The sequence below is a fragment of the Microbacterium daqui genome, assembly GCF_050408675.1.
Lineage (GTDB): Bacteria > Actinomycetota > Actinomycetes > Actinomycetales > Microbacteriaceae > Microbacterium.
Genome location: NZ_JBNTKF010000016.1, coordinates 15,969 through 42,840 on the forward strand (window position 1 = coordinate 15,969; position 26,872 = coordinate 42,840).

Sequence of the window (26,872 nt, forward strand, 5' to 3'; positions counted from 1 at the left end):
ACTTTCCTTCGCGTACTGAACCATGGGTGCGAGAGTCTGGGAGGGTGGACGCGTCGACATCGCACCTCGGCATGAATAGCGCTCGCAACGCACGCAGCACACATCACCAAACGCAGCACGCATCATTCAAGGGGACAAATTGACTCGCACCAGCTTCATTCGTAATCTGCTCAGCGTCGTGGCGGTGACGGCTACGGCGGTGCTCGCGCTGAGTGCCTGCACCGCGAGCACCCCAGAGCCGAAGCCGACGACCTCGAAGACGACAGATGCCGCTCCCCCGGCAACAATTCCATCCACGCCCGTGGGTGAACGCATGCAGACGATCGTCGACCTGCTCAACCAGGAGGCGGATCTCGCCGAGGCTGACCTCGAGGGCCTGTTCGACAGCACGTTCACCGACGCGGTGCCGCTACCCGACGTCGTGCAACTGCTCAACGTGCAGATTCGCCCGGCGCAACCCATCGTCATCACCGCATATGAAGGTTCCGAGACGCAGGCCGTCGCACAAGCGAGCGGATCCGTCGGTGAGCCGTTCGCGATCCAACTCTCCCTCACGAGCGAGGGTCTCATCGATGGGTTTGCGCTGACGCCAGCGACCATGCCCGACCCCGCACAGAGCCTCGGCGAGGTGCAGGAGCGCCTCGATGCCCTCGACTTGCAGTACACCGTCACCCGTACCGACCCTGATGGCACCAGCGCCGTGCTGCTCGAAAAGGACGCTGACAAGGCTGCCCCGATGGCATCGATGTTCAAGCTCTACGTGCTGCTCGCGGTGCACCAGCAGGTTGCGGCGCAGAAGCTCTCGTGGGACAACACGCTCGGCGTCACCGACGAGCTGCGGAGCCTCCCCAGCGGCGAACTCCAGAACGAACCGACCGGCACCGAGGTCACCGTGCGCGACGCCGCGATCAAGATGATCTCGATCAGCGACAACACCGCGACCGACATGCTCATCGATCGTGTGAGCCGCGGCGCGGTCGAAGCTGCCGTTGTGAAGGCCGGACACCACGACCCCGACGCGCTGCGCCCCTTCCTCATGACGCGTGAGATGTTCATGCTCGCGTTCGGGTCTGACGATGCCGTGCAACAGCAGTGGGCCGCGGCGTCGGTTGACGAGCGCCGCGCCATACTTGAGAACCTCACGATCGATCTCGACTCGATTGACCTTGCGAACATCTCAACTGACCCGTTCTGGCAGGAGGGCCTCGACTGGTTCGCGACGCCCAACGACGTGGCGGCAGTTCACGCCGCGCTCGCCAAGATTGACGACCCCGCCGTCGTCGAGGCTCTCACCACGAACCCCGGCGTCATGGTTGACGCTGCAACGTGGCCGCAGGTCGCTTTCAAGGGCGGATCATCGATGGGTGTGGTGTCTGGAAGTTGGCACGCTGTCGCAGACGACGGAACCACGCTGACGGTGGTCGTGATGGCCTCGGGTGACGACGCTGAAGCGGTGGCGATGGGACAGATCGAGCTGTTTTCCCTGGTGACCGATATTTTCACCCTCGTCGGCACTGAGTAACACCCGAACCGCGAACAGACAACGCGTTAACAAACAACGACAGACGCGTGATTGGGAAAGAAATTGTAGGGGCTCGACAGAGTCTTCGTACAGAGGTTTTGAACCACACTTTGTGAGATTTGTCCACCGAATTGTGCACACCCGGGCGCGTCGCTCCACAACCTTAAATGTGAAGTTGAAGGGGATAGATTTCAGGGGCTGTGGATTCATTAAATCCCAGGTCGCAAAGAATAAATAGGGAAACGTTAGAAAAGTTATCCCCAGTTATCCCCAGGGGTTATCAACAAAATCGCCCGAGTTCTTCCCAACCTCTCCACAGAGTTATCCACAGGTGGACATGCGGGCCTTTTGACGGGTCGCCGCGGGAGACATAGCGTGGAGGCTCAGCCCCCTCACCCGTGCGCGCGTGATGCTCTCAGAGCCGCAATGTCGGAGGTTCGTGGTGGACTGCGATCCAGAGAAATCAGCGGCACATCTCTGGGTCATTGCGTTGTTGTGCCGCAATGAAAGGGGAGTGCTCCGTGTCGATTGCAGACATCTCAGACGAGCGCATGGGCGGTCGTCGAGAGGCTGAACGCACACCCCCGCACGACCTTCTGGCCGAGCAGTCGACCCTCGGTGGCATGCTCCTGTCCAAAGATGCCGTGGCCGACGTTATCGAGTCGCTGCGAGGCACCGACTTCTACGTGCCTAAGCACGAGGTCATTTACGAAGCGATCCTCTCGCTGTACTCGCACGGCGAGCCGACCGACGTTGTCGCCGTCACCGATGAGCTCATCAAGACGGGTTCGCTCCAGCGCGCCGGCGGTGCTGACTACCTGCACACGCTGACCTCGATTGTTCCGACCGCCGCCAACGCCGGGTACTACGCCGGCATCGTGAGCGAGCGCGCGCAGCTGCGCCGCCTCGTCGACGCGGGCACGCGCATCGTGCAGTTGGGTTACCAGGGTGAGGGCGACGTCACCGAGCTGGTGAACTCCGCACAGGCCGAGATCTACAACGTCACCGGCGCGCAGACCGCCGAAGACTACGTACAGCTTGAAGTTGCCGTTGACGCCGCGCTTGAAGAGATTGAGGCCGCCCGCGGCCGAGATGGCTCGATGACGGGTGTGCCGACGGGCTTCCGCGGCCTCGATGAGCTCACGAACGGCCTGCACGGCGGTCAGATGATCGTAGTCGCGGCTCGTCCGGCTATGGGTAAGTCGACGCTCGCGCTCGACTTCGCCCGTGCCGCGTCGATCAAGCACAACATGCCGTCGATCTTCTTCTCGCTCGAAATGGGTCGCGCCGAGATCGCGATGCGCCTGCTGAGTGCCGAGGGTGGCATTCCGCTGCAGTCGATTCGTAAGGGTCAGCTCGACCAGCGCGACTGGACGACCGTTGCGGCGACCCGTGGCCGCATTAGCGAAGCTCCGCTCTACATTGATGACAGCCCCAACATGTCGCTCGTTGAGATTCGCGCGAAATGCCGTCGACTCAAGCAGCGCGAGGGTCTGCGCATGGTCATCATCGACTACCTCCAGCTCATGTCGAGCGGTAAGCGCGTCGAGTCGCGTCAGCAAGAGGTCTCGGAGTTCTCGCGTGCCCTCAAGCTCCTCGCGAAGGAGCTGCAGGTTCCGGTGATCGCGCTTTCGCAGCTAAACCGTGGCCCGGAGCAGCGTCAAGACAAGAAGCCCGCGATCAGCGACCTGCGTGAATCGGGCTCGATTGAGCAGGACGCCGACATGGTCATCCTGCTGCACCGTGAAAACGCGTACGACAAGGATGTTCGTCCGGGCGAGGCTGACCTCATCGTGGCCAAGCACCGTAACGGTCCGACGGCGACGATCGAGGTCGCGTTCCAGGGTCACTACTCGCGCTTCACCGATATGGCCGGCGGCGACCCCGGCTACGGCGGTGGGGGAGCACCAGCACCCTATGGTTCCGACGCTCCGCCGCCCTACGACGCTCCGCCTCCGTACGACGCCCCGCCGCCTTACGGCGCATAACGACGAAACCGCCCACCGGTGTGTGGGCGGTTTCGCGTTTTGTGGGGGCGGAACCAGGGGAGCGGAACCAGGGGCAGAGGAGCTCCGCCGGGGGCTTTGACAGCATCGTTGTCGAGGGCTGCCGGTGTCCGGCCTGGCCGCCCGTGGCACTCTTGGTACGGTCGAGTATGCGCAACCGTACGCCCTGGAGCTCGCTGCCCTCGACCGTCACACGGTGGGTCGAAACGGAGCTGGGAGGGAGAGTCGTCGCGACCAAGGCGCAGACGAACGGGTTCTCCTCGGGGTCCGCCGACCGAGTGGTGACCGACAACGGGCGCCGGGTCTTCGTGAAGACGATGTCACGCAGTCGCAATGCGGACACATTGGAGCTTCACCGAAGAGAAGCGACAATCATGCGGATTCTCCCGACTGAGGTTCGGGCGCCGGCCCTGCTCGGAGTCTTCGATGACGGCGAGTGGATCGCCCTGATGCTGCAGGACATTGAAGGCGTGCATCCCGGCGGGAAGCACGGTGCAGACATACCCGCGGTGCTCGACGCGATCGCGGAGCTTCCGGAGGATACGGGCCGGCTGGGCACCCTCCCGCGGCTTCGTGACGAGCTGGCCGAAGACTTCAGCGGCTGGAGTCGCATCGTCGCCGACGGTGCGGATGCGACCCTGCCGTCGCTTGCCATCACGCTGCGCGACCGCATGGTTGAGGCCGCGGTCGGAGCGGCCGACGCTGTGGTCGGCGATCATCTGGTTCACCTGGATTGCCGCGCTGACAACATCCTGATTGATGGAGCGGGTGCGGTATGGCTCATCGATTGGCCGTGGGCGTCGATCGGTGCGCGGTGGTTCGACGGCGTCACCTACCTCCTCGATGTCGTGATGCGAGGAGAGCCCGTCGACGTCGACGAGTACCTGTGCCACTCGCTCTTCGAGACCCTGCGGGACGAGCAATTGGATGCCGTCCTCGCCGCCCTCGTAGGCACCTTCTATAACAACGCCCGACAGCCAGCACCCCCAAGCATGCCTACGCTCCGCGCGTTCCAGCGAGCCGAAGCGGACGCCGCCGTGGCCTGGCTCGCCCGCCGCTGGGCATAGCGTGGACAACAAGCCTCGCTTTCCAGCGGGGCGCCTGTGGACATGTCTCGTTTGAGATCGCAGTCCAGGCCTCGCCCGCGTGGACATCTCAGAGCGGTCGCTGCACCGAGCGATGAGCGCTTAGGATTTGGCTCAACGAGGGTTGCACCTGCGGAGGTTCGCGATGACGCAGGATGCCGAGTGGACGATCGAGCGTCATCGCGACCGCCGCTGACCTGGATGACGAGTTCATCGGCTGGCTCGGTGAAGCATATGCCGTCGGTGAAGGCCTACACTTGCGCTGACGATCGCATTCCAGCGGATACCGCAATACTCTCGTCTGGAGTGCCCGGGTGCGAGCGAGCTGCGGCGCCGAGCGCGTCGAAGACTTCTCGAGGTGAGACATGATGACACTGATCGATAACGCTGTCTACGTGAATGGGCAGCGCACGCCGAATCCAGCTGACCTGGACGAAACGTTCGAGCTGATGCGCGAACGCCAGGGCATGGCGTGGATCGGCCTGTACCGACCCACCCATGACGAGATTCGCCAACTTTCCACCGAGTTTTCGCTGCACGCGCTGGCCGTTGAAGATGCTCTCGCTGGACACCAGCGCGCCAAGCTTGAACGCTATGGCGATACGCAGTTCGTGGTGCTGCGCCCGGCCCGCTACCTCGACGATGTCGAAGAGGTCGAGTTCGGTGAACTGCACGTTTTCGTGGGCCCCGACTTTGTCGTGACGATCCGTCACGCTGAATCGCCGAATCTCGCGAAGGTGCGCAAGCGCCTCGAAGCGACGCCCGACCTACTCGCGATGGGCCCTGACGCCGTGCTGTACGCGATTCTCGATGAGGTCGTCGACGAGTACGCGCCCGTCATCGCGGGCCTCGAGAACGACATCGACGAAATTGAAGACGAACTCTTCGCCGGTGACGCCAACGTCTCGCTGCGTATCTACAAGCTGCTGCGTGAGGTCATCAATTTTCAACGCGCCACCCAGCCGCTCGTGCTGATGCTCGAAAACCTGCTCCGTGGTTCCGACCGGTATCAAGGGCGCGTCGAACTGCATCGCTCACTGCGCGACGTGCTCGACCACGTACTACGCATTGTGGAGCGCGCAGATGCGTTCCGCGCAATTCTCGAAAATGGACTGACCGTGCAGGCCGCGCTCGTTGCACAGCGGCAGAACGAGGAGATGCAGCGCCTCACTGAGCACAGTGTTGCGCAGGCCGAAGACATGAAGCGCATTTCGTCGTGGGCAGCCATCCTGTTCGCGCCGACGCTAATCGGCGGCATCTACGGTATGAACTTTGATGAGATGCCCGAACTGCACTGGGCGTGGGGCTATCCGTTCGCGATCGGGCTGATGGCCGCGCTCGGCGTCGGCCTCTACGTCGTTTTCAAGAAGAAGCGCTGGTTGTAAGACGAAACCGCCCGCCGCTCTCAGAGCTCGCGGGCGGTTCGCAATAAACGTCAGTGCTTGGCGTTCGCCTCGATGAACGCGCGCAGCGCGGCTTCGTCGTTGGGAATGTCGGTCGTGTGCTGGGGGAGTGCCAGCAGGGCCTGGTGCTCGGGCGACACAACGGGTGCCTCGCCGAGGGCCTCGGTGACGGTCGCGGCGAACTTCTCCGGCAGGGCGGTCTCGAGCACGAGCATCGGCACGTCCGGCTCGACGAAGGGGGCGGCAACGTAAACGCCGTCGGCGGTGTGCGGGTCGATCACGACGCCGGTGCCTTCGTGCGTCGCACGCATCGTGTGCAGACGGTTCTGGTGCGTCGAGGTTCCGCTGATGATTCCGTACTCCGCGCTGAAGCGAGCCAACTCGCTCGACAGGTCGAAGGTTCCGGTCTCGTCCAGTTCGCGCCACAGCGCAGCGGTGCGCTCCGGGTCGCGGTCGACGACTTCGTAGATGAAGCGCTCGAGGTTGGAGGCCTTCGAAACGTCCATCGACGGGCTCGACGTTGCGGGCGTCTGGTCGGCCGAACGCGGGCGGTAAACGCCGGTCGAGAAGAACTCGTGCAGCACGTTGTTTTCGTTCGTCGCGAGCACGAGCTTGCGGATCGGAACGCCCATGCTGCGCGCGTAGTGGCCCGAGAGGATGTTGCCAAAGTTGCCAGACGGAACCGCGAACGACACTTCGAAACCGCCGGGATCAGCAACGTCGTCGGTCGCACGCAGCCACGCCCACACGTAGTACGCGATCTGCGCCGAGATGCGGCCGAAGTTGATCGAGTTCACGGCGCCGATGTGGTGCGTGCGCTTGAAGTCGAGGTCTTGATTGACGAGCTTCACGAGGTGCTGGCAGTCGTCGAAGTTGCCCTCGACGGCCAGGTTGTGGATGTTGTCGTCGAGCAGCGAGTACATCTGCGCACGCTGGAAGTCGCTCATGCGCCCCTGCGGCGACAGGATGATGGCCGACAGCGTCGAGCGGCCACGAATCGCGTATTCGGCGGCGGATCCGGTGTCACCCGACGTCGCGCCAACGATGTTGAGCACGTCGGAGCGCTCCGTCAGCACGTAGTCAAGCGCGCCACCCAAGAACTGCATCGCGAGGTCTTTGAACGCGAGCGTCGGGCCCTCAGAGAGTCCGACCAGCGTCATTCCGCCGTTGATCGGCTTGAGCGGCACAATCTCCGCGGTGCGGAACTTTTCGTCGTTGTACGACTCGTGCGCAATGCGTGAGAGCTCGGCGGCCGGCACGTCGGTCGCGAACAGGCCGATAATCGTCGCAGCAAGCTCCGGGTAGGTGAGGGCGCGCAACTCTTCGAGACGCTCGCCAATCTGGGGCAGCGTCTCGGGCACCGCGAGTCCGCCGTCTGATGCCAGACCCTCCACAATGACGTCTTGGTACTGGCCCATGGCCGTTCCGCGTGTCGATACGTACTGCACAGCGCCGCCTTACTTTGACCGATTTCGGTGAAATCAGCCTACCGAGTGCCGGTGAGTGTGGTGAGCCAGGTTTCAGAGGGTGACACGGGGGAGTGGAACCAGGAGTGCGGGATCTTGGGGCGGTACCTGGGGGATGGTTCCGACGTGGGAGTGCCGCCCGGGTAGTCTGTTCGCACGATGAATCGCCTCGACCGCAACCCCAACGATCCGCCGACGCCGCGGGAGATTCGCGCTCGCCGCATTGGAGCGGTGGCGCTCGTGTTCAGCACCGTGGGCATGGTGATTGCGGTCCTGTTGCTCGCGTTCGCCCGATGGATCATCGCGGTTGACGGCCCGAATGCCGAAGTTTTCCGCGGACTCGGCATCGCCCTCATCTCGCTGGCCGTGCTGATGGTGTCGTTCGTTGCGATCGTGCTCGCCGTCGCACTCGACAACGTCGTTGTTCGTCGCATCGGCACAGTCATCGCCGTGGTCGCGACCATCAGCGGCGCCGCAGCCCTCCTCGGCTACTGAGCTGCTGGTTCCGCTCTCAGAAGCGGAACCACTGGTTCCGTCGCCTACGAAATGGTGCCGACGAGCCCCGTGAGAAGCGAAATCACCATGGCGATCACGAAGGCGTTGAAGAAAAAGCTGACGATCGTGTGCGTGCGCACGGCGGCGAGGCTCGCGGAGGTTTTTGGGGTCGCCGCGGTCATCGCGCCGACAGACGAAATCATGACTGCCATCGAGGTGAAGTCGACGAAGCGCGGCTCTTCGTCGATGTCGAACTTGAGGGTTTGACCGGCGGCGTGCAGGCGCAGGTAGCGGAGTGCGAACGTGATGACGATCGACATCCATGCGGCGCCGACCGTGACGAGCACGAGCGGAACCGTCCACCACGCGCCGTCGATGAGAACCGTCGCGCCGGCGGCGACGGCAAGAGACGTGACGGCGCTCGCGAGAGCCCAGTCACCCGGGCTACCGAAGCCGAGCATGCGCGACATGAGCGTGACGCCCGACCTCTCCTGACGGTGGGCGATGCGCATCAGCACTCTTTGTGGGGTGCTGGCGTAGAGGCGATACGTCCAGATCGAGTAGCTCGCGATGAAAATTGTGAGGCCGATGCACATGAGCGTGAAGCTGTAGCGCGTCGTGAACTCGCCGCCGGTTGCGAACTGCCAAATGACGGCCGCGCCGACCACGACGAGCGCGAGAACGAGCGACACATTGCCGCGGAACGTGTCGCTATAGGAGCGGGAGCGCAGCTTGAGGCGTGACGCGAGGCTCATGCGACGCGAAACGCAATGGTTCCGACGCCGGCGATGCTGCCGATGACCGTCTCGCCGCGCTCGACGGGGCCGACGCCCGCGGGGGTGCCGGTGAGGATGATGTCACCCGGCAACAGCGTAATGGCGTGCGAGAGGGCGGAGATCACCTCGGCGACGTTCCAGATTTGCTGGTTGAGGTCGCCGTCTTGACGGGTTGTGCCGTCGACTGCGACGGTGATGCGGCCTTCGCTTGGGTGGCCAATGTCGGAGACCGGTGCGATGGTAGAAATCGGGGCGGATTCGTCGAAACCCTTCGACATATCCCACGGGCGACGTAGCGCCTTCGCGTCATCCTGCATATCGCGGCGGGTGAGGTCGACGGCGACGCCATACCCGTAGACGCGGTTGAGGGCTTCGTCGGGGGTGACGGCGGCGGCGCTCGTGCCGATGGCGACCGCGAGTTCGATCTCGTGGTGCAGGTTCGCGGTCTGCGCCGGGTAGGCGACGACGGCTGTGGAACCATCGGGGCACGCGACAACAGCTTCTGCGGGTTTCATAAAGAAGAAGGGCGGTTCGCGATCGGGGTCATGACCCATTTCACGTGCGTGATCAGCGTAGTTGCGCCCCACGCAGTACACCCGGCGCACCGGAAAACGGTCGCTCGTTCCGGCAACGGGCAGCGAGCGCGGCTCGGGCGCGTCAATCACGTAAGCCATGCGTCTATCTTGGCACCGCGCGCCTAGGAAACCAGCCCCGTGGTTCCGGTGCCTACTTACTGACCCAGCCCGTGGTTCCGGAGCCTAGCGACCGAACGTGAACTCAACCATGAGTTCGTCGGCGAGGTCTTCGAGCTTGGCCTGGAGGCCGTCGGCCTCGGCGTCGTCGAGGAGTACCGTCGCGGTGGCGGTGAAGAGGTTGCCGCCAGCCATCGGAGCCTCGACGACGTCGCTCGAGAGGGTCTCGATGCTCGCGCCAGCGCTACTGATGACGTCGGTGATTTGGCGCACGATGCCGGGGCGGTCGGTACCGACGAAGTCGATTGTGAGGCGGCTGGTCGACGGGATGGTCGTCGTGACGCCACGCTGCACGGTGATTGCGAGCTGATTGCTTTCGAGAGCCGTGGTGAGGCCATCAGCCTTGTCGTCAGCGACATCGACGAGCACGATGCCGGCGAATTTGCCGCCGAGCTGCGCCATCTCCGACGTCGCCCAGTTGCCGCCGTGGTTCGCGATGATTTCCGACAGGTCGGCCACCAGGCCCGAGCGGTCGTCGCCGATTACAGTCAAAACAAGTGTCGTCACATTCGTGAGTCTAGGAGCGCCCGCGGCAAATAGACACCCCCATTTTGGGTGTCGGTGGCGCGTGTTAGCGTGAATTCTCCGATCGACGATGACCCAGGAGCACTCTGTGACGCAGACGCCGCAAGAACAGTTCGATAACGCCCTCCGCGCGGGTGGTCTTGATGCCGCGGCGGTTGCGGCTCTGGCAACGCGTGGGTTGGAGTTGCGGCTCATTCCGACGCCTGCTCGTGCTGGCGATGTGCCTGCTGAGAGCGCCGATATTGAGAAGCTGCCTGATTTTCCCGCGGTTTCTGACTGGTATCGCAGTGTTTCGCGAGGATTCCTCGACCCCGAGCCCGATGAGAAGGGCCTGTCCGCGCGCTTCGCCGCCGCGGTTTCCCGCCGCAATATCGGAGTCTTCGATGCCGCGACAGCGCAGCCGCAGTTGCCGATCGGAACCTTCGGCTCGTTTGTGACGGAGCTGACGGTTCCGGGTGAGGTTACGATTCCGGCATTCGCGATCACGGCAGTGACGGTGGCGGCAACGCACCGGCGGCGCGGCATTGCGCGGGCCATGATGGAGGGAGAACTGCGTGCCGCGGTGGCTGTTGGGCTACCGGTGGCGGTGCTGACGGTGAGCGAATCGTCGATCTATCAGCGATACGGGTTTGCGCCGTCGGCGCCGGCCGCGACGTGGGTCATTGACCGCAAGCGCGCCGGATTCACGGGGCCCGCGACGCTGGGGCGCGTTGACTATGTTTCGCGCGAGCAGTTTCGTGAGCTGGCGCCGAAGTTGCACGACCGCATCCGGTTGTCGTCGCCGGGCGAGATCATTCCGACGCCGATGCACTGGGACCGATTCGCGGGCACGTTGCCGGGCTCGAAGAACGCCGATGCGTTGCGCTTCGTGCAGTATCGCGATGCCGCTGGCGACGTGCAAGGTCTCGTCGTTTACTCGTTGCGCGAGCACGATACTGACTACTCGAAGACCGGGTTCGACGTGTCATTGATGATGACGGCGAACGACGAAGCGTACGCCGCCATGTGGCGGTACATTTTCGAGCACGACCTCATCGGCGATATCACGATGCCACTGCGCAGCGTTGATGAGCCGGTGCGGTGGATGCTTGCCGACCAGCGCGCCGCAACCGTCACGGTTGTCGATCACCAGTACGTACGCATTTTGGATGTTGCCGCGGCCCTCGAATCGCGAGCCTATGGTTCCGCTGGCCGTGTGGTGTTTGAAGTGACCGATCCGCTGGGTATTGACGCCGGGCGCTTCGCGCTCGCGGTAGACGAGTCAGGGCGCGGTGTGGTGACGCGCGATGTGTCGGATGAGGCCGATGCGACGCTGTCGGCCGTTGAGCTGTCGGCACTGTTGATCGGTGGCACCTCGGCTCAGACCCTCGTGTCGGCGGGGCGTCTGTCGGTGACTTCGGTCGGTGTTGCGGCGCAGCTTGACGCGATGTTCCTTACGGCCACCGAGCCGCGGTTGAGTTTCTGGTACTGACGCGGTTGAGCTTCTGGTACTGATTTGTTCGTCCGTCTTCGTCGTTTGTTTTTCAGTGTGCGCGCATGCGCCACAATGAGACATGGCTACCTATACCCACGGGCATCACGAATCGGTACTGCGTTCGCACAACAACCGCAACATCGCGAACTCGGCCGTCTATCTCAAGCCATACCTTGACCCTGGTGCCCGACTTCTCGATGTTGGGGCGGGTCCCGGAACCATCACGATCGACTTCGCGGCGCACGTTGAGCACGTGACGGCAACGGAGGTTGGCGAGGCAGAACTCGCGCTTTCGAAGGGGCTCGCTGAGCACCAGGGCGTGCGGAACATCGACTTCGCCGTCGAAGACGTGCACGCGTTGAGCTTTGCCGATGACACGTTCGACATCGTGCACACGCACCAAGTGCTGCAGCATGTGGCTGATCCGGTCCAGGCGCTCCGCGAAATGCGGCGCGTGACGAAGCCGGGCGGTGTCGTTGCCGCGCGGGACGCTGACTATGCCGGGTTCATTTGGTTTCCGCTCGCGCCGGAGCTCGACGACTGGTTGCACCTGTACCGCGAGGCGGCTCTGGCGAACGGTGGCGCGCCCGACGCCGGGCGTCGACTCCTGTCGTGGGCGCGCGCCGCCGGGTTCGAAGAGGTGAAAGCGACGGCTTCGACCTGGTGTTATGCGACTCCGGAAGAGCGCGAATGGTGGGGCGGCATGTGGGCCGACCGGATTCTTGAATCCGCCCTCGCCCGCCAACTCGTCGACAGCGGACTTGCCGATCGCGCGCGCCTCGAGTCGATCAGTGCGGCCTGGCTGCGGTGGTCGGAGGCCAGCGACGGCTGGTACCTCATTCCCCACGGCGAGATCATCTGCCGGGCGTAGGTTTCGGGAGCGCCTGTTGAGCGGGGTCGCGACGACCCGAGACGAAACGGGTTGACGCTGCCGAATCGGCCGGGGATGGACGGCCATTAGATCGGGTTTCAAACACCCAGGAAACATCCAGGTAAATGGCCTCAGACCGGCCATTTTTCGGGTCTGAATGTCGGTGGTTGGTGAGATGCTTTGGGCATGAACACGACAGGGCAGTCACCGGTATCGCGAGTCCGCGATGCCATCGGTGCGCTGTCGAATGTTGTGAAGGATTTTCACGCATCTGAGTGCGTTTCCCTTGTCGATGATGCGGAGCTTATTGGGTTGTTGACGGCGGCGGGCGAGGCATTGCGCAGCGCCGAGTCGCTCGTCGTCGTCGGCGAGTGTGAGGTGCAGCAGCGGTCGGCCACGGCCGACGTCGCCGAGCGTTTGTCGACCCGGCTTGGGTGTGCGTCGGCGAGCGAGGTCGTGCAACAAACCACGCGGGTGAGCTCGGCGATTGCGCGGTCGATGTTGCGGGTGGCGGAAGCGACGAAGCGAGCACGGTCGATCACGACCGGTGCACTCCTCGAAGCACCATTGCCGGCACTGCGTCAGACGATTCTCGATGGGGAGATCGGAGCCGGTGCGGCCGCCAGTATTGTTGGCGCGATTCGCCCGCCGGGCCGCTCATTTGACGCTGAGCTTGTTGCGCTCGCTGACACGGCTCTCGCGGCGGCCGCCCGCGGATACGAATTTGACCCGGAAACGGGGGAGACGTCGACCGAAGCAACGATGCCGGCGACCGCTGACACGTTGCGGATGCACGCGAATGTCTGGGCAAACGTGATCGACGCCGACGGCGCTGAACCCGTTGAGCACGCGGCACTTCGTAAGCGCGGCGTCACGCTCGGGGCGGTGAAAGACGGACTCGTGGAACTCCGCGGACACCTCCTGCCCGAAGGGGCCGAGCAGATCCAACGTTTCTTCGACGCGATGGGTACGCCCCGTGACACGAAAGCGTCTCGCGTGATTTTCCGACCCAGCGACGAACTCACCCGCGACGAACGGGCCGGCGACGAACTAACCCGTGATGAACGCGCGGGCATGGGCGGAAGCGCTGGGGCTGATGGGAGCGTTAACGGCGCAGACCGGCTGGGTGCCGCAGGCGGTCCTGGCGGCTCGGATGCGCCGGGTGGGCCAGGCGATGCCGCTGCCGCGGCTGAGCAGCGTGCGCGTGATGCGTATTGCGGTTGTGAAGACCCGTCCCGGTGTTCGTGTGCGCCGCTCGAGGTGGCCGATTCCCGCACCGCGGCGCAAAAACGACATGACGCGTTCGTTACCGCGTTCATGGTCGCCGCGGCGAGTGAAGATGCGCCCACGATCGGCGGCGCCGCGCCCACGCTCGTCGTGATGGTTGATGATGAATCCCTCGCATCCGGCACCGGAACCGCGTTTCTGCCATCGACGGCAGCGAGCGTTCCGCTGGAAGCGGCTCACCACGCTGGTTGTGCGGGCACGACGCAGCGCGTGAGCATCACCGGTGACGGCCGCATTACCCATATCTCCACCGAGAACCGTATTTTCAACGCCCATCAGCGTCGCGCGATCGCGCTGCGTGATGGTGGATGCGTGATTCCGGGCTGTACAACCCCGGCGGCGTGGTGTGAAATCCACCACGTCAACGAACACGCCAACGGTGGCGCCACGCACACTGACAACGGGGTCATGCTGTGCTGGTTCCATCATCGGTATCTCGCGATATCCGGGTGGACGATCCGCATGACCTCCGGAATCCCCGAAGTACGCGCCCCCAACTGGATCGACCCCACCGGCCGCTGGCGACGAAGCACATCCTCCTCCCTCCGCCTCACCCGGCGGGCAAAACGCCGCGGCTCCCCACCACCCGGAGTGAAACCCCCAGGCGTAAAACCGCCGCCACCAATCTCGCCCTAGTGAATCCGCTCCCAGACGTTTCGGTGCGGAATGCCTACGCGCTGAAACTCAACCCCGAGGGGTCGATGTCGCAGCGATACGAGTCGATGGTGCGAGCTCCCCCGTCGCGCAGTGCGCTTCCCGCGAGGCCACCTCGACGCGAGGCCCGCGCCTGTCAGGTGCAATTCGAGATCACATCGAACCCACGCCACGCTTTTGTCAACCAACTATTGACAACCGATGATTGTCAAGATTATGTTGACAACATGAACCGCAAAACCATCTCTCCATCAGCAGCGCTGATTGCCGCTGTCGTGCTTGGTATCGCTGGCATCGCTGTCTTCCTTCTCGCGATCGGGTTCGAATGGGGCGGCTTCGGTGGCGGCATGGCCATGGGCGCCGGCATCGGACTCGCTCTCGCAGCCACCTTTTTCTGGGGCTACGCCACCGGACTCCGCGCACCCGGCATACGCGCCCAGTGGCGCCCGAGCGACGACCCCACCGCATGAGCGACCTCGCCGACGCCGTCTCACGCGCCGTCTTCGAACACGCCGGACTCGCGCCCGCCGCGCCCACCGCAACTGACGAAACAGCGCACCAGCTCACCGCCGACGAGAGCCTCGCACTCATCGGCGCCAGCGCCGCAGCCGAGCGCCAAGCCGCAACCGTGTTCCACGGGGCCGTCACGGCAGCCCGTGCAGCCAACGTCAGCTGGGCCCGCATCGGCGGCGAACTCGGCATGACACGACAGGCCGCACAACAGCGATTCGGCATCGCACCCGAAAACGCCACCACCGACCACACCACCAACGACAACACAGCCGCCGATCACACCACGCACGCATTCGAAGACACCGAGCGCTGGCTCGGCCCCGTCACCGCCTTCGATGAAATGAAAGAACTCGAACTCGCTGGCCGAGCCGGCTGGCACACCGTCGAAGCCGGCGCCTTCAAGCACCGCATGGTGCGCACCGAAACGCAGTGGCAACACCGCCGCGTGCTTTGGCGCGGATCTCTGGCCCGCGACGAAGCCGACGGCTGGCAGATCGGCTGCCGCGCCTTCCCGTGGATCTACCTGATCCGCGACACCGGAATCCCCATCGAGGCATAACCCACGCGCCGCCGTGAAAAGATCAGAGGGTGAAGATCATTGCGGCGGCAGACGGTTCGGCACTCGGCAATCCGGGCCCGGCCGGCTGGGGATGGTACGTCGACGACCAGCACTGGGCGAGCGGCGGGTGGCCGCACGGCACCAACAACATGGGCGAACTCATGGCCGTGCTCGACCTCCTGCAGCAAACCGCACACCTCGATGCACCGCTGCACATCCTCTGCGACTCGCAATACGTCATCAACTCCATCACCAAGTGGATGCCCGGCTGGAAGCGCAACGGCTGGAAGAAAAAAGACGGCAAACCCGTCCTCAACGTCGACCTCATGAAGGCGATCGACGAAGCCATCACCGGCCGCCCCGTCACCTTCGAATGGGTCAAGGGCCACGCCGGCCACCACCTCAACGAAAAAGCCGACGACCTCGCCAACGCCGCCGCCACCGCCTATCAAGCCGGCCGCATCGCGAAGCCTGGCCCCGGATTCCTCGACACCGCACCCGCCACCGGCGCCGCCGTCCTCACCGACAGCAGCACGCAGAAAGCGGTACCACGAAAAACGGAACCGCAGCAGCAGCCGCAACCAGCAGCACCAGCTGCAGAGATGGTTCCGCCCGCCGACAACGACCTGTTCTCACTCTTCGACGACCTCGACACCGCGCCCCCGGCGAAACCAGCAGAACAAGCGCCGCATCCAGTAACCCCGATCGACACCGTCATCGCCGGTGAACGCGCACTTCTCACTGCCGAAGTCCGAAGCGACCCGAACCGCGTTGCCGCACTGCTGCACACGCAATTTCGCGAGATCGGCGCATCGGGCCACCTCTACACGCGCGCCGACGTGCTCGAACACATCGCTCCGCTCGACCCGCCTGTCGAACTCGAGGTCGTCAGCGCCGAGCAGATCGACGCCAATACGATCATGCTGCTGTGGCGATCCGTCGGCCTGAAGCCCGCGCTACGCTCCTCCACCTGGGTGCGCACCACGACCGGGTGGGCGCTGCGGTTTCACCAGGGAACCCCCGAAGCCTAGCTCCGGCCCGCGTTCAACCGCTCCGCAGCCGCGCGCACGTCGTCGATCACGCTGAGATCTTCGATCGTCGCGGGAATCAGCACATCGGCCTTGCCGTCAACGATCTCGCGGATCGTCTTGCGCAGCACCTTGCCCGAGCGGGTCTTCGGCAGACGCGGAACCACGACAACGTCACGGAAAGCGGCCACGGCGCCGATGTCGGCACGCACCTGGGCGACGAGTTCCTTCTTGAGGTCCTCTTCGCTCATGTCAACGCCCGCCTTCGTTACGACGAACCCGACCGGCACCTGACCCTTCAGTTCATCCGCCGCACCAACCACCGCGCACTCGGCGAGAGCGTCGTGCTCCAGCAGCGATTGCTCCATGGTTCCGGTCGACAGGCGGTGACCCGCAACGTTAATGACGTCGTCGGCGCGACCCATGACGTAGAGGTAGCCCTCGTCATCCAGGTAGCCGCTGTCGCCGGTCGCGTAGTAACCGGGGAAGGCGTTCGTGTACGACGACGCGAAGCGCTCGGCACCCGCTTCGCCCGAACCCCACAGCGACGGCAGCGCGCCCGGAGGCAACGGCAGCTTGATCGCAATGTTGCCCTCTTCGCCCGCAGCCACCGGCTTGCCATCAGAGTCGAGAACCTCAACAAAGAAGCCCGGAACCGGAACCGAGGGAGACCCCGGCTTGAGCGGCATGGGGTCAAGACCCTGGTGGTTCGCGCAGATCGGCCACCCCGTCTCGGTCTGCCACCAGTTGTCGACAACGGGAGCCCCGACGAGGTCGGAGGCCCACTGCCAGGTCTCCGGGTCGAGACGCTCACCCGCGAGGAAGAACGTGCGCAAGCTCGACAGATCGCGTTCGCCAGCAAGCGTAGCATCCGGGTCAACGCGACGAATCGCACGCAGCGCGGTCGGTGCCGTGAAGAGCGCGGCAACCTTGTGCTGCTCAACCACGCGCCAGAACGCACCCGCATCGGGCGTGCCGACGGGCTTTCCTTCGTACATGATCGTCGTCGCGCCCGCCAGCAGCGGGGCGTAAACGATGTAGCTGTGGCCTACGACCCAGCCCACGTCACTCGCCGTGAACATGACGTCACCGGGCTGAATGTTGAAGATGTTCTTCATCGACCACGTCAGCGCGACCGCGTGGCCACCGTTGTCACGCACGACACCCTTCGGAATGCCCGTCGTGCCCGACGTGTACAAAACGTAGAGCGGGTCAGTCGCCCGCACCGGAATCGCGGGATACGGCGTCGTCGGAATCGAGCGGCTCGCCCAGTCCCACCATTGCGTGCCCGGCGTGGTTCCGTCGTACTCCGCGGCAGAGCCGGGAATCTCGGGACGATCCTTCACGACGACGGTCTCAACGCGGTGCGCCGACATCTCGACAGCGTCGCGAATCGTCGGCAGGTATTCGACCACGCGGTTCGGTTCGATGCCGCCTGACGCGGTGATGATGACCTTCGGCTTCGCATCGTCAATGCGCACCGCAAGCTCTTTCGCGGCAAAGCCGCCGAACACAACCGAGTGCACTGCACCGAGGCGAGCACACGCCAGCATCGCGACAACGGCCTGCGGAATCATCGGCATGTAGATGATGACGCGGTCGCCCTTGGCAACGCCGGCGTCAGCGAGCACGTGGCTGAAGCGCGCGACGCGGCTCAACAGGTTCTCGTACGTGTACTCACGCACCTTGCCGACAACGGGGGAGTCGTATATGAGCGCAACGCGGTCACCGTGCCCGGCAAGCACGTGCCGGTCGAGCGCGTTGTAGCTCGTGTTGAGCTCGCCATCCGGAAACCAGCGGCCATACAGACCCGACGATGCATCGAAAGCCTGGGTGGGCTCGCGGTACCAGTCAATGGCTTGCGCTGCCTCCAGCCAGTAGGCCTCCGGATCCTGCACGCTGCGCTCAAAGGCGGCGCGGTAGGTGGCTCCTGGTGTCTGCGTTGAACTCATGTCGTTCTCCATCGAACTTCCCGTCACGGTTGCAGAGAGTGTCGCACGCTACCCGGTCTAGCACGAAGACGAGAGTGGCGAAACTGCTAACTTTCGGCAGTAATCAACGTCGGTGCGAGAGCGCCGAAAACACGCGGAAGAACGGAGCCAGCAAGCGCCGGAGAGCGGAACCAGCGAGCACGAAAGAGCGGAACCAGTGGGCTCCGAAAAGCGGAACCAGAAGGCTCCGCAAAAGCGTGCGTGGCTACGCGGGTGCGCCGACTGTCGGCACCTCGAGGGTGCGCACGATCGGTGCATAGTGCGCGGTGACCGCGGTGCGGAAAGCTTCGACGTTGCCCGACTCGGCAGCATCGAGCATTTCGCCGTGCGCACGAGCGGTCGCTTCGAGGTCGGCGGCGACCTGCAGGCCGAGCTTCGGTACGACGGCGGTGTGCACATCCCAGAATGCCGCGACCAGCTGGCCAACGAGCGAGTTGTCGAGACGTGCCAGCAAACCCACGTGGAAAGCGCGGTCCTGCTTGGGGAACGGCTTGCCTTCGGCTGCCAAATCTTCCATCTCGCTGACGAGGAGATGCAGGGTGCGGTTCTTGGTTCCGCTCAGCGCCTGAATGATCTGCTCCGCCATCGAAACATCGAGGGCCTGACGAACTTCAACAATTTCACGCAGTGCGTGACGATCGTCACCGGGGCTCAAAACGCCGCGGAAAACGAGAGCCTGAACGAGAGCGTCGAGCGACATTTTGCCGACGAACGTGCCGTGGCCGTGGCGAACTTCGACGATGTCGAGCGCAGCCAGGGTGCGGATAGCCTCACGCACGCTGGAGCGGGAAACGCCCAGGTGGTCACACAATTCCGCTTCGGTCGGCAGAACGTCGCCGGGCTTGAGGCCCTCGGAGAGGATGAAGTCTTTAATGCGATCGGCCGTCGCCACCCGCAGCGGCGACTGCTCGGGCATGGCAGACAGAGACGAAAAATTCCGTCGATGTGAAGTCGCCATCTTGACTGATCCCCTTTGTTCAACTTATCCTCATCGTAACACGTCAGACATCTGACACAGAAGATCTGATGTCCTACCCAATCACCAGAGTATGGAGTTGTAATGAGGCAGCACACTCAGGCGCGTACCCGGCGCATTGCCGGCGCGATTCTCGCCACCTCGCTCGCGGTTTCCCTTGCCGCCTGCACGCCGAGCGCCGAGAAGCCGACCACCGAGGGTCCCGAAGAAACGGCACCCGCATCGGCCATCGACAGCGAAGCCATCATCGAAGCGGGAATCTCGTACGGCCTGTCGGGCGGTTTCGACCCGATGGTGACCACGGGTGCCGTGACGGTTGCCGCTAACTGGCACGTCTTCGAGGGTCTCACCGAGCTCGACCCGGCAACGCGTGAGGTTTACGCAGCCCTCGGTGCTGAGCTTCCCACCAAGATCGACGACCTCACGTACGAAGTCACACTGCGTGACGGCGCTGTCTTCCACGACGGCACGCCGGTCACCACCGACGACGTCGTTTACAGCTTCGAGCGCGTTCTCGACCCGGCCAACAAGTCGCTCTACGCCGGCTTCATTGGCTTCATCGACACCGTGACGGCAAAGGACGACACCACCGTCACGATCACGCTGAAGTACCCGTTCAGCCTCGTTAACGAGCGCCTCTCGACCGTCAAGGTGGTTCCGAAGGCTCTCGTCGAGTCGAACTACGAAGCGTTCAACGCGCTGCCCGTCGGCACCGGCCCGTACAAGATGACGCAGGCAACGCCTGACGACAAGATCACGTTCGAGCGCTTCGACGACTACACCGGCACCCGTCCGGCACTCGCGGCAGGCCTCAACTGGAACCTCCTCGGCGACGCGGCAGCACGCGTTACCGCCATGAGCTCGGGCACGATCTCGGCGATGGAAGACGTTCCGTACATTGACGTTCCGACCCTCGAGGGCACGGTTGACGTTGAATCGGTGCAGTCGTTCGGCACGCTGTTCATGATGTTCAATACCGACGAGGCTCCGTTCAACGACCCGAAGGTGCGCCAGGCATTCTTCTACGCGCTGGACATGGACAAGATCGTCGAAACCGGCATGCTCGGTCAGGCTGCTCCCGCAACGAGCTTCCTGCCGGAGACGCACCCGAACTACCACGAGGCATCGACGGTCTACTCGTACGACCCCGAGCTCGCCAAGAAGCTCCTCAGCGAGGCTGGCGTTGCTGAGGGCACCAAGGTCACGGTCATGACGACCGACACCGGTTGGGTGCAGGACGTGGCCCCGCTCATCAAGGAGAACCTTGACGCTGTGGGCCTCGACATCACGCTCGACATCGGTCAGTCCGGTGGCCAATACACCAAGGTTGACGCTGGCGACATGCAGGTCATGGTTGCCCCCGGTGACCCGTCGGTGTTCGGTAACGACCCCGACCTGCTGATGCGCTGGTGGTTCGGTGACAACGTGTGGTCGCAGTCGCGCTACCGCTGGGCTGACACGCCGGAGTTCGCTGAGCTGCAGAAGACCCTCGACGCCGCCGTTCAGGCAACGGGCGACGAGCAGCAGGAGCTGTGGAACCAGGCGTTCGACACGCTGAGCGACAACGCTGTGCTGTACCCGCTGCTGCACCGCAAGCTTCCCACCGCATGGAACTCGGACGAACTGAGCGGCTTCAAGCCGCTGCCCATCACGGGTCTGTCCTTCCTCGACGTCGGAATGCTTAAGTAGCCTTCCGTCACCCTTTCGGGCGCCGCGTTCCACACATGCGCGGCGCCCGAACCCCTAGTTTTTCTCAGAGAGGCCAGAGAAGATGAGCGCGCTGTTGCGACTCCTCGGTCGCCGGCTCTTGCAGCTGCCGATCATGATCCTCGGAATCACCTTCCTGGTGTTCTTTGTCATGTCCTTCTCCCACATCGACCCCGCCATTGCGGCGCTCGGTGAGGGAGCATCCATCGAGGCCCGTGAGGCCTACCGCGAAGCCAACGGTCTCAACGACCCGCTCTTCGTGCGCTACTGGAACTTCCTCGTCGGCATGTTCCAGGGAAACCTCGGCACCTACAGCGCGCGCCAGACTCCGGTGCTGGAAGCTGTCGGCAACGCCCTGCCGATCACCCTGCAGCTCACGTTCATGGGCCTGATTCTCGCGGTCGTTTTCGCCCTCGTGCTCGGTGTTCTTGCCGCCCTGTACCGCGACCGCTGGCCTGACAAGGTCATCCGCGTGTTCTCGGTTGGTTTCCTCGCGACGCCCTCGTTCTGGCTCGCCGTCTTGCTCATCCAGGTGGTCACCCTGGGCGCGGGCCTCCTGCCCGCATCGGGCAAGCTCCCCGACCCGGCTGAAGACTTCGGCGGCTACCTCGCCCGCATGGCCCTTCCTGCTATCGCTCTCGCGGTTCCGGTCATCGGCCAGCTCACCCGCGTGGTGCGCACGTCGATGGTCGAAGAGCTCGACAAAGACTACGTTCGCACCGCGATTGGCGCCGGTATTCCGCGCCCCGTGGTCATTGGCCGCAACGTTTTGCGCAACGCTCTCATCACGCCTATCACGGTTCTCGGCCTCCGAGTCGGCTACCTCATCGGTGGCGCCGTCATCATCGAGGTCATCTTCGCGCTGCCCGGCATGGGAACGCTGATTCTCAACGGCGTGACCAACAACGAACCCAACCTCGTGCAGGGTGTCACCCTCACGGTGGCTCTCGCGTTCGTGATCGTAAACATCATCGTTGACATGCTCTACGTGCTCGTCAACCCGCGGATTAGGACGGTCTGACATGCGCCGCCGACTTACCGAACGACTGTCCACCCCGGGCATGCGCCTCGCCGCGCTGCCGCTGGGTGCGAAGATCAGCCTCACGTTTGTCATCATCGTGATCCTGGGCGCGATTTTTGCGCCGCTGCTGACACCTTTCGACCCGCTGACGACTGGAACCCCGGTGCAGCCGCCGAGCGGCGAGCACCTGATGGGAACGGACCGCCAGGGCCGCGACATCTTCTCGCGCGTCCTGCACGGTGCCCGCTACTCGCTCGCGATCGGTCTCGGTGCGACGCTGATCGCCCTCGTGGCTGCCGCGATTCTCGGCGCGATCACCGCGACGGCGAACAAGTACGTCTCGGAGACGGTGATGCGCATTCTCGACATCATCATGGCGTTCCCCGGCATCGCGCTTGCTGCCGTCTTCGTCGCTGTCTTCGGGCAATCGTTGCCGGTCATCATCCTGACGATCGCCTTCCTCTACACTCCGCAGCTCACTCGTGTGGTGCGCGCCAACATCCTTGACCAGTACGGCGAAGACTACGTGTCGGCCGCCCGCGTCATGGGTGCGAAGACCGCGTGGATTTTGCTCAAGCACGTTGCCCGCAATAGCGCGGCACCGGTGCTCGTGTTCACGACCGTCCTCGTCGCTGACGCGATCGTGTTTGAAGCGTCGTTGAGCTTCATCCAGGGTGGCGTGCCCGACCCCGAACCCAGCTGGGGCAACATCATCGCCGCCGGCCGTGACCTCGTCATGGGCGGCTACTGGTGGGCAACGTTCTTCCCCGGTATGGCGATCTTCCTCACCGTGCTGTGCCTCAACATCCTGTCCGAGGGCATGACCGACGCCATGGTCGCCGCACCCCGCGTGCGCAAGCCGGCCGTCACCGCGAACGCTGACGCGACCGCAAAGACGGTTGGTATCGCGACGCTCTCCAAGTCGATGGGGGCGGAAGAGCCGCACCTGACCGAAGCCGAAGAGCGTGACATGGACGCCCTCGACGTGGCCTTCGCCGCGAACAAGGATGAGGCGATGAAGGCACTCGAAGAGCGTCTTGCCGAGCTGCGTCGCATCGAGTCCACCCGCACCGACCGCCTGGTCTACACCGCCGACGAGGCACCGCTGCTCGAGGTGAAGGATCTCTCCATTCGCTTCCCCGAGCGCCACGGCGGCGTTGCGGTTGTCGACAACGTGTCGTTCACGGTGCGCCCCGGCGAGACGATGGCCCTGGTGGGCGAGTCTGGCTGCGGCAAGTCGATCACGTCGCTCGCCATCATGGGCCTGCTTGACCCCGCCGCCGTCATCACGGGCGAGGTCATCTACAAGGGTCAAGACCTGCTGAAGATGTCGGCGAAGGAGCGCAACAAGCTCCGCGGCGTCGAGACTGCGATGATCTACCAAGACGCGCTGAGCTCGCTCAACCCGTCGATGCTGATCCGTGCACAGATGAAGCAGCTCACGAGCCGCGGCGGTACCCGCACGGCGGAAGAGCTTCTCGAACTCGTGGGCCTCGACCCCGAGCGCACCCTGAAGAGCTACCCGCACGAGCTTTCCGGTGGCCAGCGCCAGCGTGTGCTCATCGCGATGGCACTGACCCGCGACCCGAGCCTCATCATCGCCGACGAGCCCACCACGGCTCTCGACGTGACGGTGCAGAAGCAGGTCGTTGACCTCCTCACCGACCTGCGCGAAAAGCTCGGCTTCGCGATGGTGTTCGTGAGCCACGACCTGGCTCTCGTCGCCGAACTCAGCCACGCGATCACCGTCATGTACGCCGGTCAGGTTGTGGAGCAAGCGCCGACGACGGAGCTGCTCACCAACCCGCAGCACGAGTACACCCGCGGACTCCTCGGTGCCGTGCTCTCCATCGAAGCCCGCGCAGAGCGCCTGCACCAGGTTCCGGGAACCGTGCCTTCGCCCCGAGACTTCCCGAAGGGTGACCGCTTCGCTCCCCGTTCGTCGACCCCCACCGAGGGCCTCGACGAACGCCCGGAGCTGCGCCCCGAACCCAATGCCCCCGACCACCTCGTGGCGCGAGCACCCCTCACGAGCGGAGCAGCACGATGAGCCTCGACACCCCTGTCATCGAATTGAAGAACGTTCACGTCGTCTTCAATTCGCGCACCGGCACGATGTTCAAGGCCAACAAGGTGCACGCCGTCAACGACATCTCCATCGCGGTGCGCCAGGGCCACACCCTCGGCATCGTGGGCGAGTCTGGCTCCGGCAAGTCGACGATGGCGAAGGTTCTCGTCGGCTTGCAGAAGCCGACGTCGGGCGAAATCACCTTCAACGGTGAGATCGTCAAGTCGTATTCGTCGTCGGTGCGCAAGCGCGTCGGCCGTGTTGTCTCGGTTGTCTTCCAGGACCCGGCGACGGCCCTCAACGCCCGCATGCGTATTTCCGAGGCACTGCAAGATCCGATGGAAGTGCACGGCATCGGAACCAAGCAGTCGCGGGTTGCGCGCGCCAAGGAGCTGATTGGGCTGGTTGGTTTGCCCCAATCGGCGCTCGAGGCACTGCCGGGCCAGCTGTCTGGTGGTCAGCGTCAGCGCGTTGCGATCGCTCGCGCCCTGGCACTGGAGCCCAAGGTGATCGTCGCCGACGAGCCGACCAGCGCGCTGGACGTCTCGGTGCGCGCGCAGATCTTGAACCTCTTGGCCGACCTCAAGAACGAACTCGGCCTCGGCATGGTCTTCATTTCGCACGACATTCAGACCGTGCGCCACGTGTCTGACGAAATCATCGTGATGAACCGTGGCCGCGTCGTCGAACAGGGCACCACCGCCCAGGTGTTCGACAACCCGACAGACGAATACACCCGCACGCTGCTGGCCGCAGCCCCCTCACTTCTCTAATTCATTAACCGCGAGCCGCGCTCGCACCTCGGAGTACTCATGAACACGAACCGGTTCCACGGAATCGTTCCCCCCGTCGTCACCCCTTTCACCGCATCGGGTGACATCGACCTGCCCGCGCTCGAAGTGCTTGGCGAACACCTCATCGCCGCCGGCGTGCACGGCCTCTTCGTACTCGGCTCCTCGGCCGAGGTCGCGTACCTCACCGATGAGCAGCGCAAGACCGTCGTCACGACCCTCGTGCGCGTTGCCGCCGGCCGCGTTCCGGTCATCGCGGGTGCCATCGACTTGACGACCGCTCGCGTTATCGAGCAGGCCAAGGTTCTCGAGGCCGCCGGTGCTGACGCGATCGTGACAACCGCGGCGATCTACGCGATCAACGACGCCACCGAGACCGAAGCGCACTTTCGCGCCGTTTCCGCCGCCATCACCGTGCCGCTGTTCGCCTACGACATTCCGGTGCGTGTGCACTCGAAGCTCTCGAGCGAACTCCTCGTGCGCCTCGGCACCGAGGGTGTCATCGTGGGCGTCAAGGACTCCTCGGGCGACGACGTTGGCTTCCGCCGCCTGGTCGCTCAGAACAAAGCCGCCGGTTCGCCGCTCGCCCTCTTCACGGGTCACGAGGTTGTCGTTGACGGCATGATCCTTCTCGGCGCCGATGGCGTGGTTCCGGGTCTCGCCAACGTCGACGCCGCCGGCTACGTACGCCTGTGGGACGCCGCGCAGGCTGGCGACTGGGTCGCCGCTCGCGCCGAGCAGGACCGCCTCGCGGCTCTCTTCGAAATCGCCTTCCTCGCGGCTGGCCGCTCGGGCGACGCCAAGGGCATCGGCTCGTTCAAGGCTGCGATGAAGCTGCAGGGCCTCATTCCGACCGCTGAAATGGCGTTCCCGGTGATCGCCCTCGGCGACGAAATCGTCGCGCAGATCGAGCCGATTGTGCGTGAAGCAGGCCTGCTGAATGCCTAACTCCGAGCGTCAACACCCACGTCTCGTCGTGGGTGTTGACGTGGGCGGAACCAAGATCACGGCCGCCGAAGTCGACAGCGTTGGGCGTTGTACCGGTCACGTCACGGTACCGACGCCGGCGGCCGCAGGGCCGGCCGCCGTGCTCGATGCGATCGCCGAAACCGTGCAAAAAGTTGCCGGAAACCGCCAAATTAACGCAATTGGTGTCGGAACTGCGGGTGCTGTCGACGCATTTCGTGGTGTGATTGTGTCAGCAACCGAGACCTTCCCTGGGTGGGTGGGAACAGACATCACGAGCGGACTTCGTGCCCGTCTCACCGATGTCTTGCTCGACGGCGGCGCCATTCGTGTGGAGAATGACGTCGACGCTCACGGCATCGGTGAATCGATTCTGGGAGCGGGGCGAGGAGCGCAGCATGCGCTCGTCGTGGCCGTCGGCACCGGAGTGGGGGCCGCCGTCATAGTCGGAGGCTCCCCGCTTCGGGGCGCTCACCACATGTCGGGTGAGATCGGGCACATGCCGATCCCCGACGCTACCGAAGACGTCTGCACCTGCGGACGCCCCGGTCACCTCGAGGCCGTCGCCGCCGGACCCGCGATCGCGGGCCGTTACGCGCGGTTGGCCGGTACCGACACCGTCACCGCCGTCGACGTTTTTGAGCGCGCTCGCGGTGGCGACGCCATCGCGTTGCGCGTCATCGCGGACTCCGCCCGCGCCACCGCGAACGCCGTGGCTGGACTCATGACCGTGCTCGACCCGAGCGTCGTCGTCGTTGGCGGCGGTGTCCTGGGCGGCGGCGATGTGTGGTGGAACACCTTCGTTGACGCCGTTCGTGCCACGACGGTCGATATTCTGCATGACACCCCGCTCGTACAGGCCGAGCTCGGCGCTGACGCCCCGCTCGTCGGCGCGACCCGCACCTTCTTCGCCTAAACACACCCCAAGGACGACAC

At 64.2% G+C, this 26,872-nt stretch carries 22 protein-coding genes and 1 pseudogene; 17 read left to right on the plus strand and 6 right to left on the minus strand.

Annotated elements, in window-relative coordinates; genetic code table 11:
• Nucleotides 1-139: 139 nt before the first annotated feature.
• The 4 genes and pseudogenes from ACQUSY_RS10015 to corA all read left to right on the plus strand — a co-directional run bounded on the left by ACQUSY_RS10015 (nt 140) and on the right by corA (nt 5,998).
• A complete protein-coding gene (locus ACQUSY_RS10015) occupies nt 140-1,522 on the plus strand; it encodes a serine hydrolase (RefSeq protein WP_428904339.1) in 1,383 nt (460 codons plus the stop codon).
• A gap of 551 nt (nt 1,523-2,073) precedes the next feature.
• Nucleotides 2,074-3,396 (plus strand): annotated as a pseudogene (dnaB, locus tag ACQUSY_RS10020) (replicative DNA helicase); the annotation flags it as partial.
• A gap of 281 nt (nt 3,397-3,677) precedes the next feature.
• A complete protein-coding gene (locus tag ACQUSY_RS10025) occupies nt 3,678-4,595 on the plus strand; it encodes an aminoglycoside phosphotransferase family protein (protein WP_428904340.1) in 918 nt (305 codons plus the stop codon).
• Between the two features lie 386 nt (nt 4,596-4,981).
• Entirely contained in the window at nt 4,982-5,998 is a 1,017-nt protein-coding gene (gene corA, locus ACQUSY_RS10030; protein ID WP_428904375.1) for a magnesium/cobalt transporter CorA, read from the plus strand.
• Nucleotides 5,999-6,048: 50 nt separating this feature from the next.
• Here corA and thrC read toward each other — a convergent pair whose 3' ends face one another.
• Nucleotides 6,049-7,464, minus strand: a complete 1,416-nt coding sequence (gene thrC, locus ACQUSY_RS10035; RefSeq protein WP_428904341.1) for a threonine synthase — start codon at nt 7,462-7,464, stop codon at nt 6,049-6,051.
• A gap of 177 nt (nt 7,465-7,641) precedes the next feature.
• Here thrC and ACQUSY_RS10040 point away from each other — a divergent pair, with 177 nt between their 5' ends.
• The gene (locus tag ACQUSY_RS10040; protein WP_428904342.1) at nt 7,642-7,977 is read left to right on the plus strand and encodes a hypothetical protein; all 336 of its coding nucleotides are present in this window, start codon (nt 7,642-7,644) and stop codon (nt 7,975-7,977) included.
• Between the two features lie 44 nt (nt 7,978-8,021).
• Here ACQUSY_RS10040 and ACQUSY_RS10045 read toward each other — a convergent pair whose 3' ends face one another.
• From ACQUSY_RS10045 to ACQUSY_RS10055, 3 genes are all read right to left on the minus strand, one after another.
• Nucleotides 8,022-8,732, minus strand: coding sequence for a DUF1345 domain-containing protein (locus tag ACQUSY_RS10045; protein WP_428904343.1), 711 nt, complete (start codon nt 8,730-8,732; stop codon nt 8,022-8,024).
• A complete protein-coding gene (locus tag ACQUSY_RS10050; protein ID WP_428904344.1) occupies nt 8,729-9,427 on the minus strand; it encodes a fumarylacetoacetate hydrolase family protein in 699 nt (232 codons plus the stop codon). The genes ACQUSY_RS10045 and ACQUSY_RS10050 overlap by 4 nt, the downstream gene beginning before the upstream one ends.
• Before the next feature lie 84 nt (nt 9,428-9,511).
• Nucleotides 9,512-10,012, minus strand: coding sequence for a glycine cleavage system transcriptional repressor (locus ACQUSY_RS10055; protein ID WP_428904345.1), 501 nt, complete (start codon nt 10,010-10,012; stop codon nt 9,512-9,514).
• A gap of 106 nt (nt 10,013-10,118) precedes the next feature.
• On the opposite strand from ACQUSY_RS10055, the gene ACQUSY_RS10060 reads away from it, so the two are divergent.
• From ACQUSY_RS10060 to ACQUSY_RS10085, 6 genes are all read left to right on the plus strand, one after another.
• Nucleotides 10,119-11,501 (plus strand): GNAT family N-acetyltransferase, encoded by a 1,383-nt coding sequence (locus tag ACQUSY_RS10060; protein WP_428904346.1) that lies wholly within the window; start codon nt 10,119-10,121, stop codon nt 11,499-11,501.
• A gap of 82 nt (nt 11,502-11,583) precedes the next feature.
• A complete protein-coding gene (locus tag ACQUSY_RS10065; protein WP_428904347.1) occupies nt 11,584-12,375 on the plus strand; it encodes a class I SAM-dependent methyltransferase in 792 nt (263 codons plus the stop codon).
• Between the two features lie 186 nt (nt 12,376-12,561).
• On the plus strand, nt 12,562-14,298 hold the full coding sequence (locus ACQUSY_RS10070; RefSeq protein ID WP_428904348.1) for an HNH endonuclease signature motif containing protein: 1,737 nt from the start codon (nt 12,562-12,564) through the stop codon (nt 14,296-14,298).
• 245 nt (nt 14,299-14,543) lie between these two features.
• Entirely contained in the window at nt 14,544-14,786 is a 243-nt protein-coding gene (locus ACQUSY_RS10075) for a hypothetical protein (protein WP_428904349.1), read from the plus strand.
• On the plus strand, nt 14,783-15,388 hold the full coding sequence (locus tag ACQUSY_RS10080) for a hypothetical protein (protein ID WP_428904350.1): 606 nt from the start codon (nt 14,783-14,785) through the stop codon (nt 15,386-15,388). The genes ACQUSY_RS10075 and ACQUSY_RS10080 overlap by 4 nt, the downstream gene beginning before the upstream one ends.
• A 29-nt stretch (nt 15,389-15,417) precedes the next feature.
• Nucleotides 15,418-16,419 (plus strand): RNase H family protein, encoded by a 1,002-nt coding sequence (locus ACQUSY_RS10085; protein ID WP_428904351.1) that lies wholly within the window; start codon nt 15,418-15,420, stop codon nt 16,417-16,419.
• Here the strand turns inward: ACQUSY_RS10085 and ACQUSY_RS10090 are convergent.
• Both ACQUSY_RS10090 and ACQUSY_RS10095 read right to left on the minus strand, forming a co-directional pair.
• Entirely contained in the window at nt 16,416-18,368 is a 1,953-nt protein-coding gene (locus tag ACQUSY_RS10090) for an AMP-binding protein (RefSeq protein WP_428904352.1), read from the minus strand. The genes ACQUSY_RS10085 and ACQUSY_RS10090 overlap by 4 nt on opposite strands.
• A gap of 244 nt (nt 18,369-18,612) precedes the next feature.
• Nucleotides 18,613-19,323 carry a FadR/GntR family transcriptional regulator gene (locus ACQUSY_RS10095; RefSeq protein WP_428904353.1) on the minus strand — a complete coding sequence of 237 codons (711 nt, stop codon included), beginning with the start codon at nt 19,321-19,323 and terminating at the stop codon, nt 18,613-18,615.
• Nucleotides 19,324-19,467: 144 nt separating this feature from the next.
• Here ACQUSY_RS10095 and ACQUSY_RS10100 point away from each other — a divergent pair, with 144 nt between their 5' ends.
• From ACQUSY_RS10100 to ACQUSY_RS10125, 6 genes are all read left to right on the plus strand, one after another.
• Entirely contained in the window at nt 19,468-21,072 is a 1,605-nt protein-coding gene (locus tag ACQUSY_RS10100; protein ID WP_428904354.1) for an ABC transporter substrate-binding protein, read from the plus strand.
• An 82-nt stretch (nt 21,073-21,154) separates the two neighbouring features.
• A complete protein-coding gene (locus ACQUSY_RS10105; RefSeq protein WP_428904355.1) occupies nt 21,155-22,111 on the plus strand; it encodes an ABC transporter permease in 957 nt (318 codons plus the stop codon).
• Between the two features lies 1 nt (nt 22,112).
• Complete coding sequence (locus ACQUSY_RS10110; RefSeq protein WP_428904356.1) at nt 22,113-24,161, plus strand: dipeptide/oligopeptide/nickel ABC transporter permease/ATP-binding protein; 2,049 nt, start codon at nt 22,113-22,115, stop codon at nt 24,159-24,161.
• On the plus strand, nt 24,158-24,952 hold the full coding sequence (locus ACQUSY_RS10115) for an ABC transporter ATP-binding protein (RefSeq protein ID WP_428904357.1): 795 nt from the start codon (nt 24,158-24,160) through the stop codon (nt 24,950-24,952). The genes ACQUSY_RS10110 and ACQUSY_RS10115 overlap by 4 nt, the downstream gene beginning before the upstream one ends.
• Before the next feature lie 39 nt (nt 24,953-24,991).
• Nucleotides 24,992-25,918, plus strand: a complete 927-nt coding sequence (locus ACQUSY_RS10120; RefSeq protein ID WP_428904358.1) for a dihydrodipicolinate synthase family protein — start codon at nt 24,992-24,994, stop codon at nt 25,916-25,918.
• Complete coding sequence (locus tag ACQUSY_RS10125; RefSeq protein WP_428904359.1) at nt 25,911-26,852, plus strand: ROK family protein; 942 nt, start codon at nt 25,911-25,913, stop codon at nt 26,850-26,852. Before ACQUSY_RS10120 ends, ACQUSY_RS10125 begins: the two co-directional genes overlap by 8 nt.
• Nucleotides 26,853-26,872: the final 20 nt, after the last annotated feature.

Bases quoted from the DNA above. Each gene is read 5' to 3' on its own strand.
- ACQUSY_RS10025 (WP_428904340.1), top strand. From the start codon at position 3,678: ATGCGCAACCGTACGCCCTGGAGCTCGCTGCCCTCGACCGTCACACGG.
- corA (WP_428904375.1), top strand. From the start codon at position 4,982: ATGACACTGATCGATAACGCTGTCTACGTGAATGGGCAGCGCACGCCG.
- ACQUSY_RS10040 (WP_428904342.1), top strand. From the start codon at position 7,642: ATGAATCGCCTCGACCGCAACCCCAACGATCCGCCGACGCCGCGGGAG.
- ACQUSY_RS10045 (WP_428904343.1), bottom strand. From the start codon at position 8,732: ATGAGCCTCGCGTCACGCCTCAAGCTGCGCTCCCGCTCCTATAGCGAC.
- ACQUSY_RS10050 (WP_428904344.1), bottom strand. From the start codon at position 9,427: ATGGCTTACGTGATTGACGCGCCCGAGCCGCGCTCGCTGCCCGTTGCC.
- ACQUSY_RS10065 (WP_428904347.1), top strand. From the start codon at position 11,584: ATGGCTACCTATACCCACGGGCATCACGAATCGGTACTGCGTTCGCAC.
- ACQUSY_RS10070 (WP_428904348.1), top strand. From the start codon at position 12,562: ATGAACACGACAGGGCAGTCACCGGTATCGCGAGTCCGCGATGCCATC.
- ACQUSY_RS10075 (WP_428904349.1), top strand. From the start codon at position 14,544: ATGAACCGCAAAACCATCTCTCCATCAGCAGCGCTGATTGCCGCTGTC.
- ACQUSY_RS10080 (WP_428904350.1), top strand. From the start codon at position 14,783: ATGAGCGACCTCGCCGACGCCGTCTCACGCGCCGTCTTCGAACACGCC.
- ACQUSY_RS10090 (WP_428904352.1), bottom strand. From the start codon at position 18,368: ATGAGTTCAACGCAGACACCAGGAGCCACCTACCGCGCCGCCTTTGAG.
- ACQUSY_RS10095 (WP_428904353.1), bottom strand. From the start codon at position 19,323: ATGCCCGAGCAGTCGCCGCTGCGGGTGGCGACGGCCGATCGCATTAAA.
- ACQUSY_RS10100 (WP_428904354.1), top strand. From the start codon at position 19,468: ATGAGGCAGCACACTCAGGCGCGTACCCGGCGCATTGCCGGCGCGATT.
- ACQUSY_RS10105 (WP_428904355.1), top strand. From the start codon at position 21,155: ATGAGCGCGCTGTTGCGACTCCTCGGTCGCCGGCTCTTGCAGCTGCCG.
- ACQUSY_RS10110 (WP_428904356.1), top strand. From the start codon at position 22,113: ATGCGCCGCCGACTTACCGAACGACTGTCCACCCCGGGCATGCGCCTC.
- ACQUSY_RS10115 (WP_428904357.1), top strand. From the start codon at position 24,158: ATGAGCCTCGACACCCCTGTCATCGAATTGAAGAACGTTCACGTCGTC.
- ACQUSY_RS10120 (WP_428904358.1), top strand. From the start codon at position 24,992: ATGAACACGAACCGGTTCCACGGAATCGTTCCCCCCGTCGTCACCCCT.
- ACQUSY_RS10125 (WP_428904359.1), top strand. From the start codon at position 25,911: ATGCCTAACTCCGAGCGTCAACACCCACGTCTCGTCGTGGGTGTTGAC.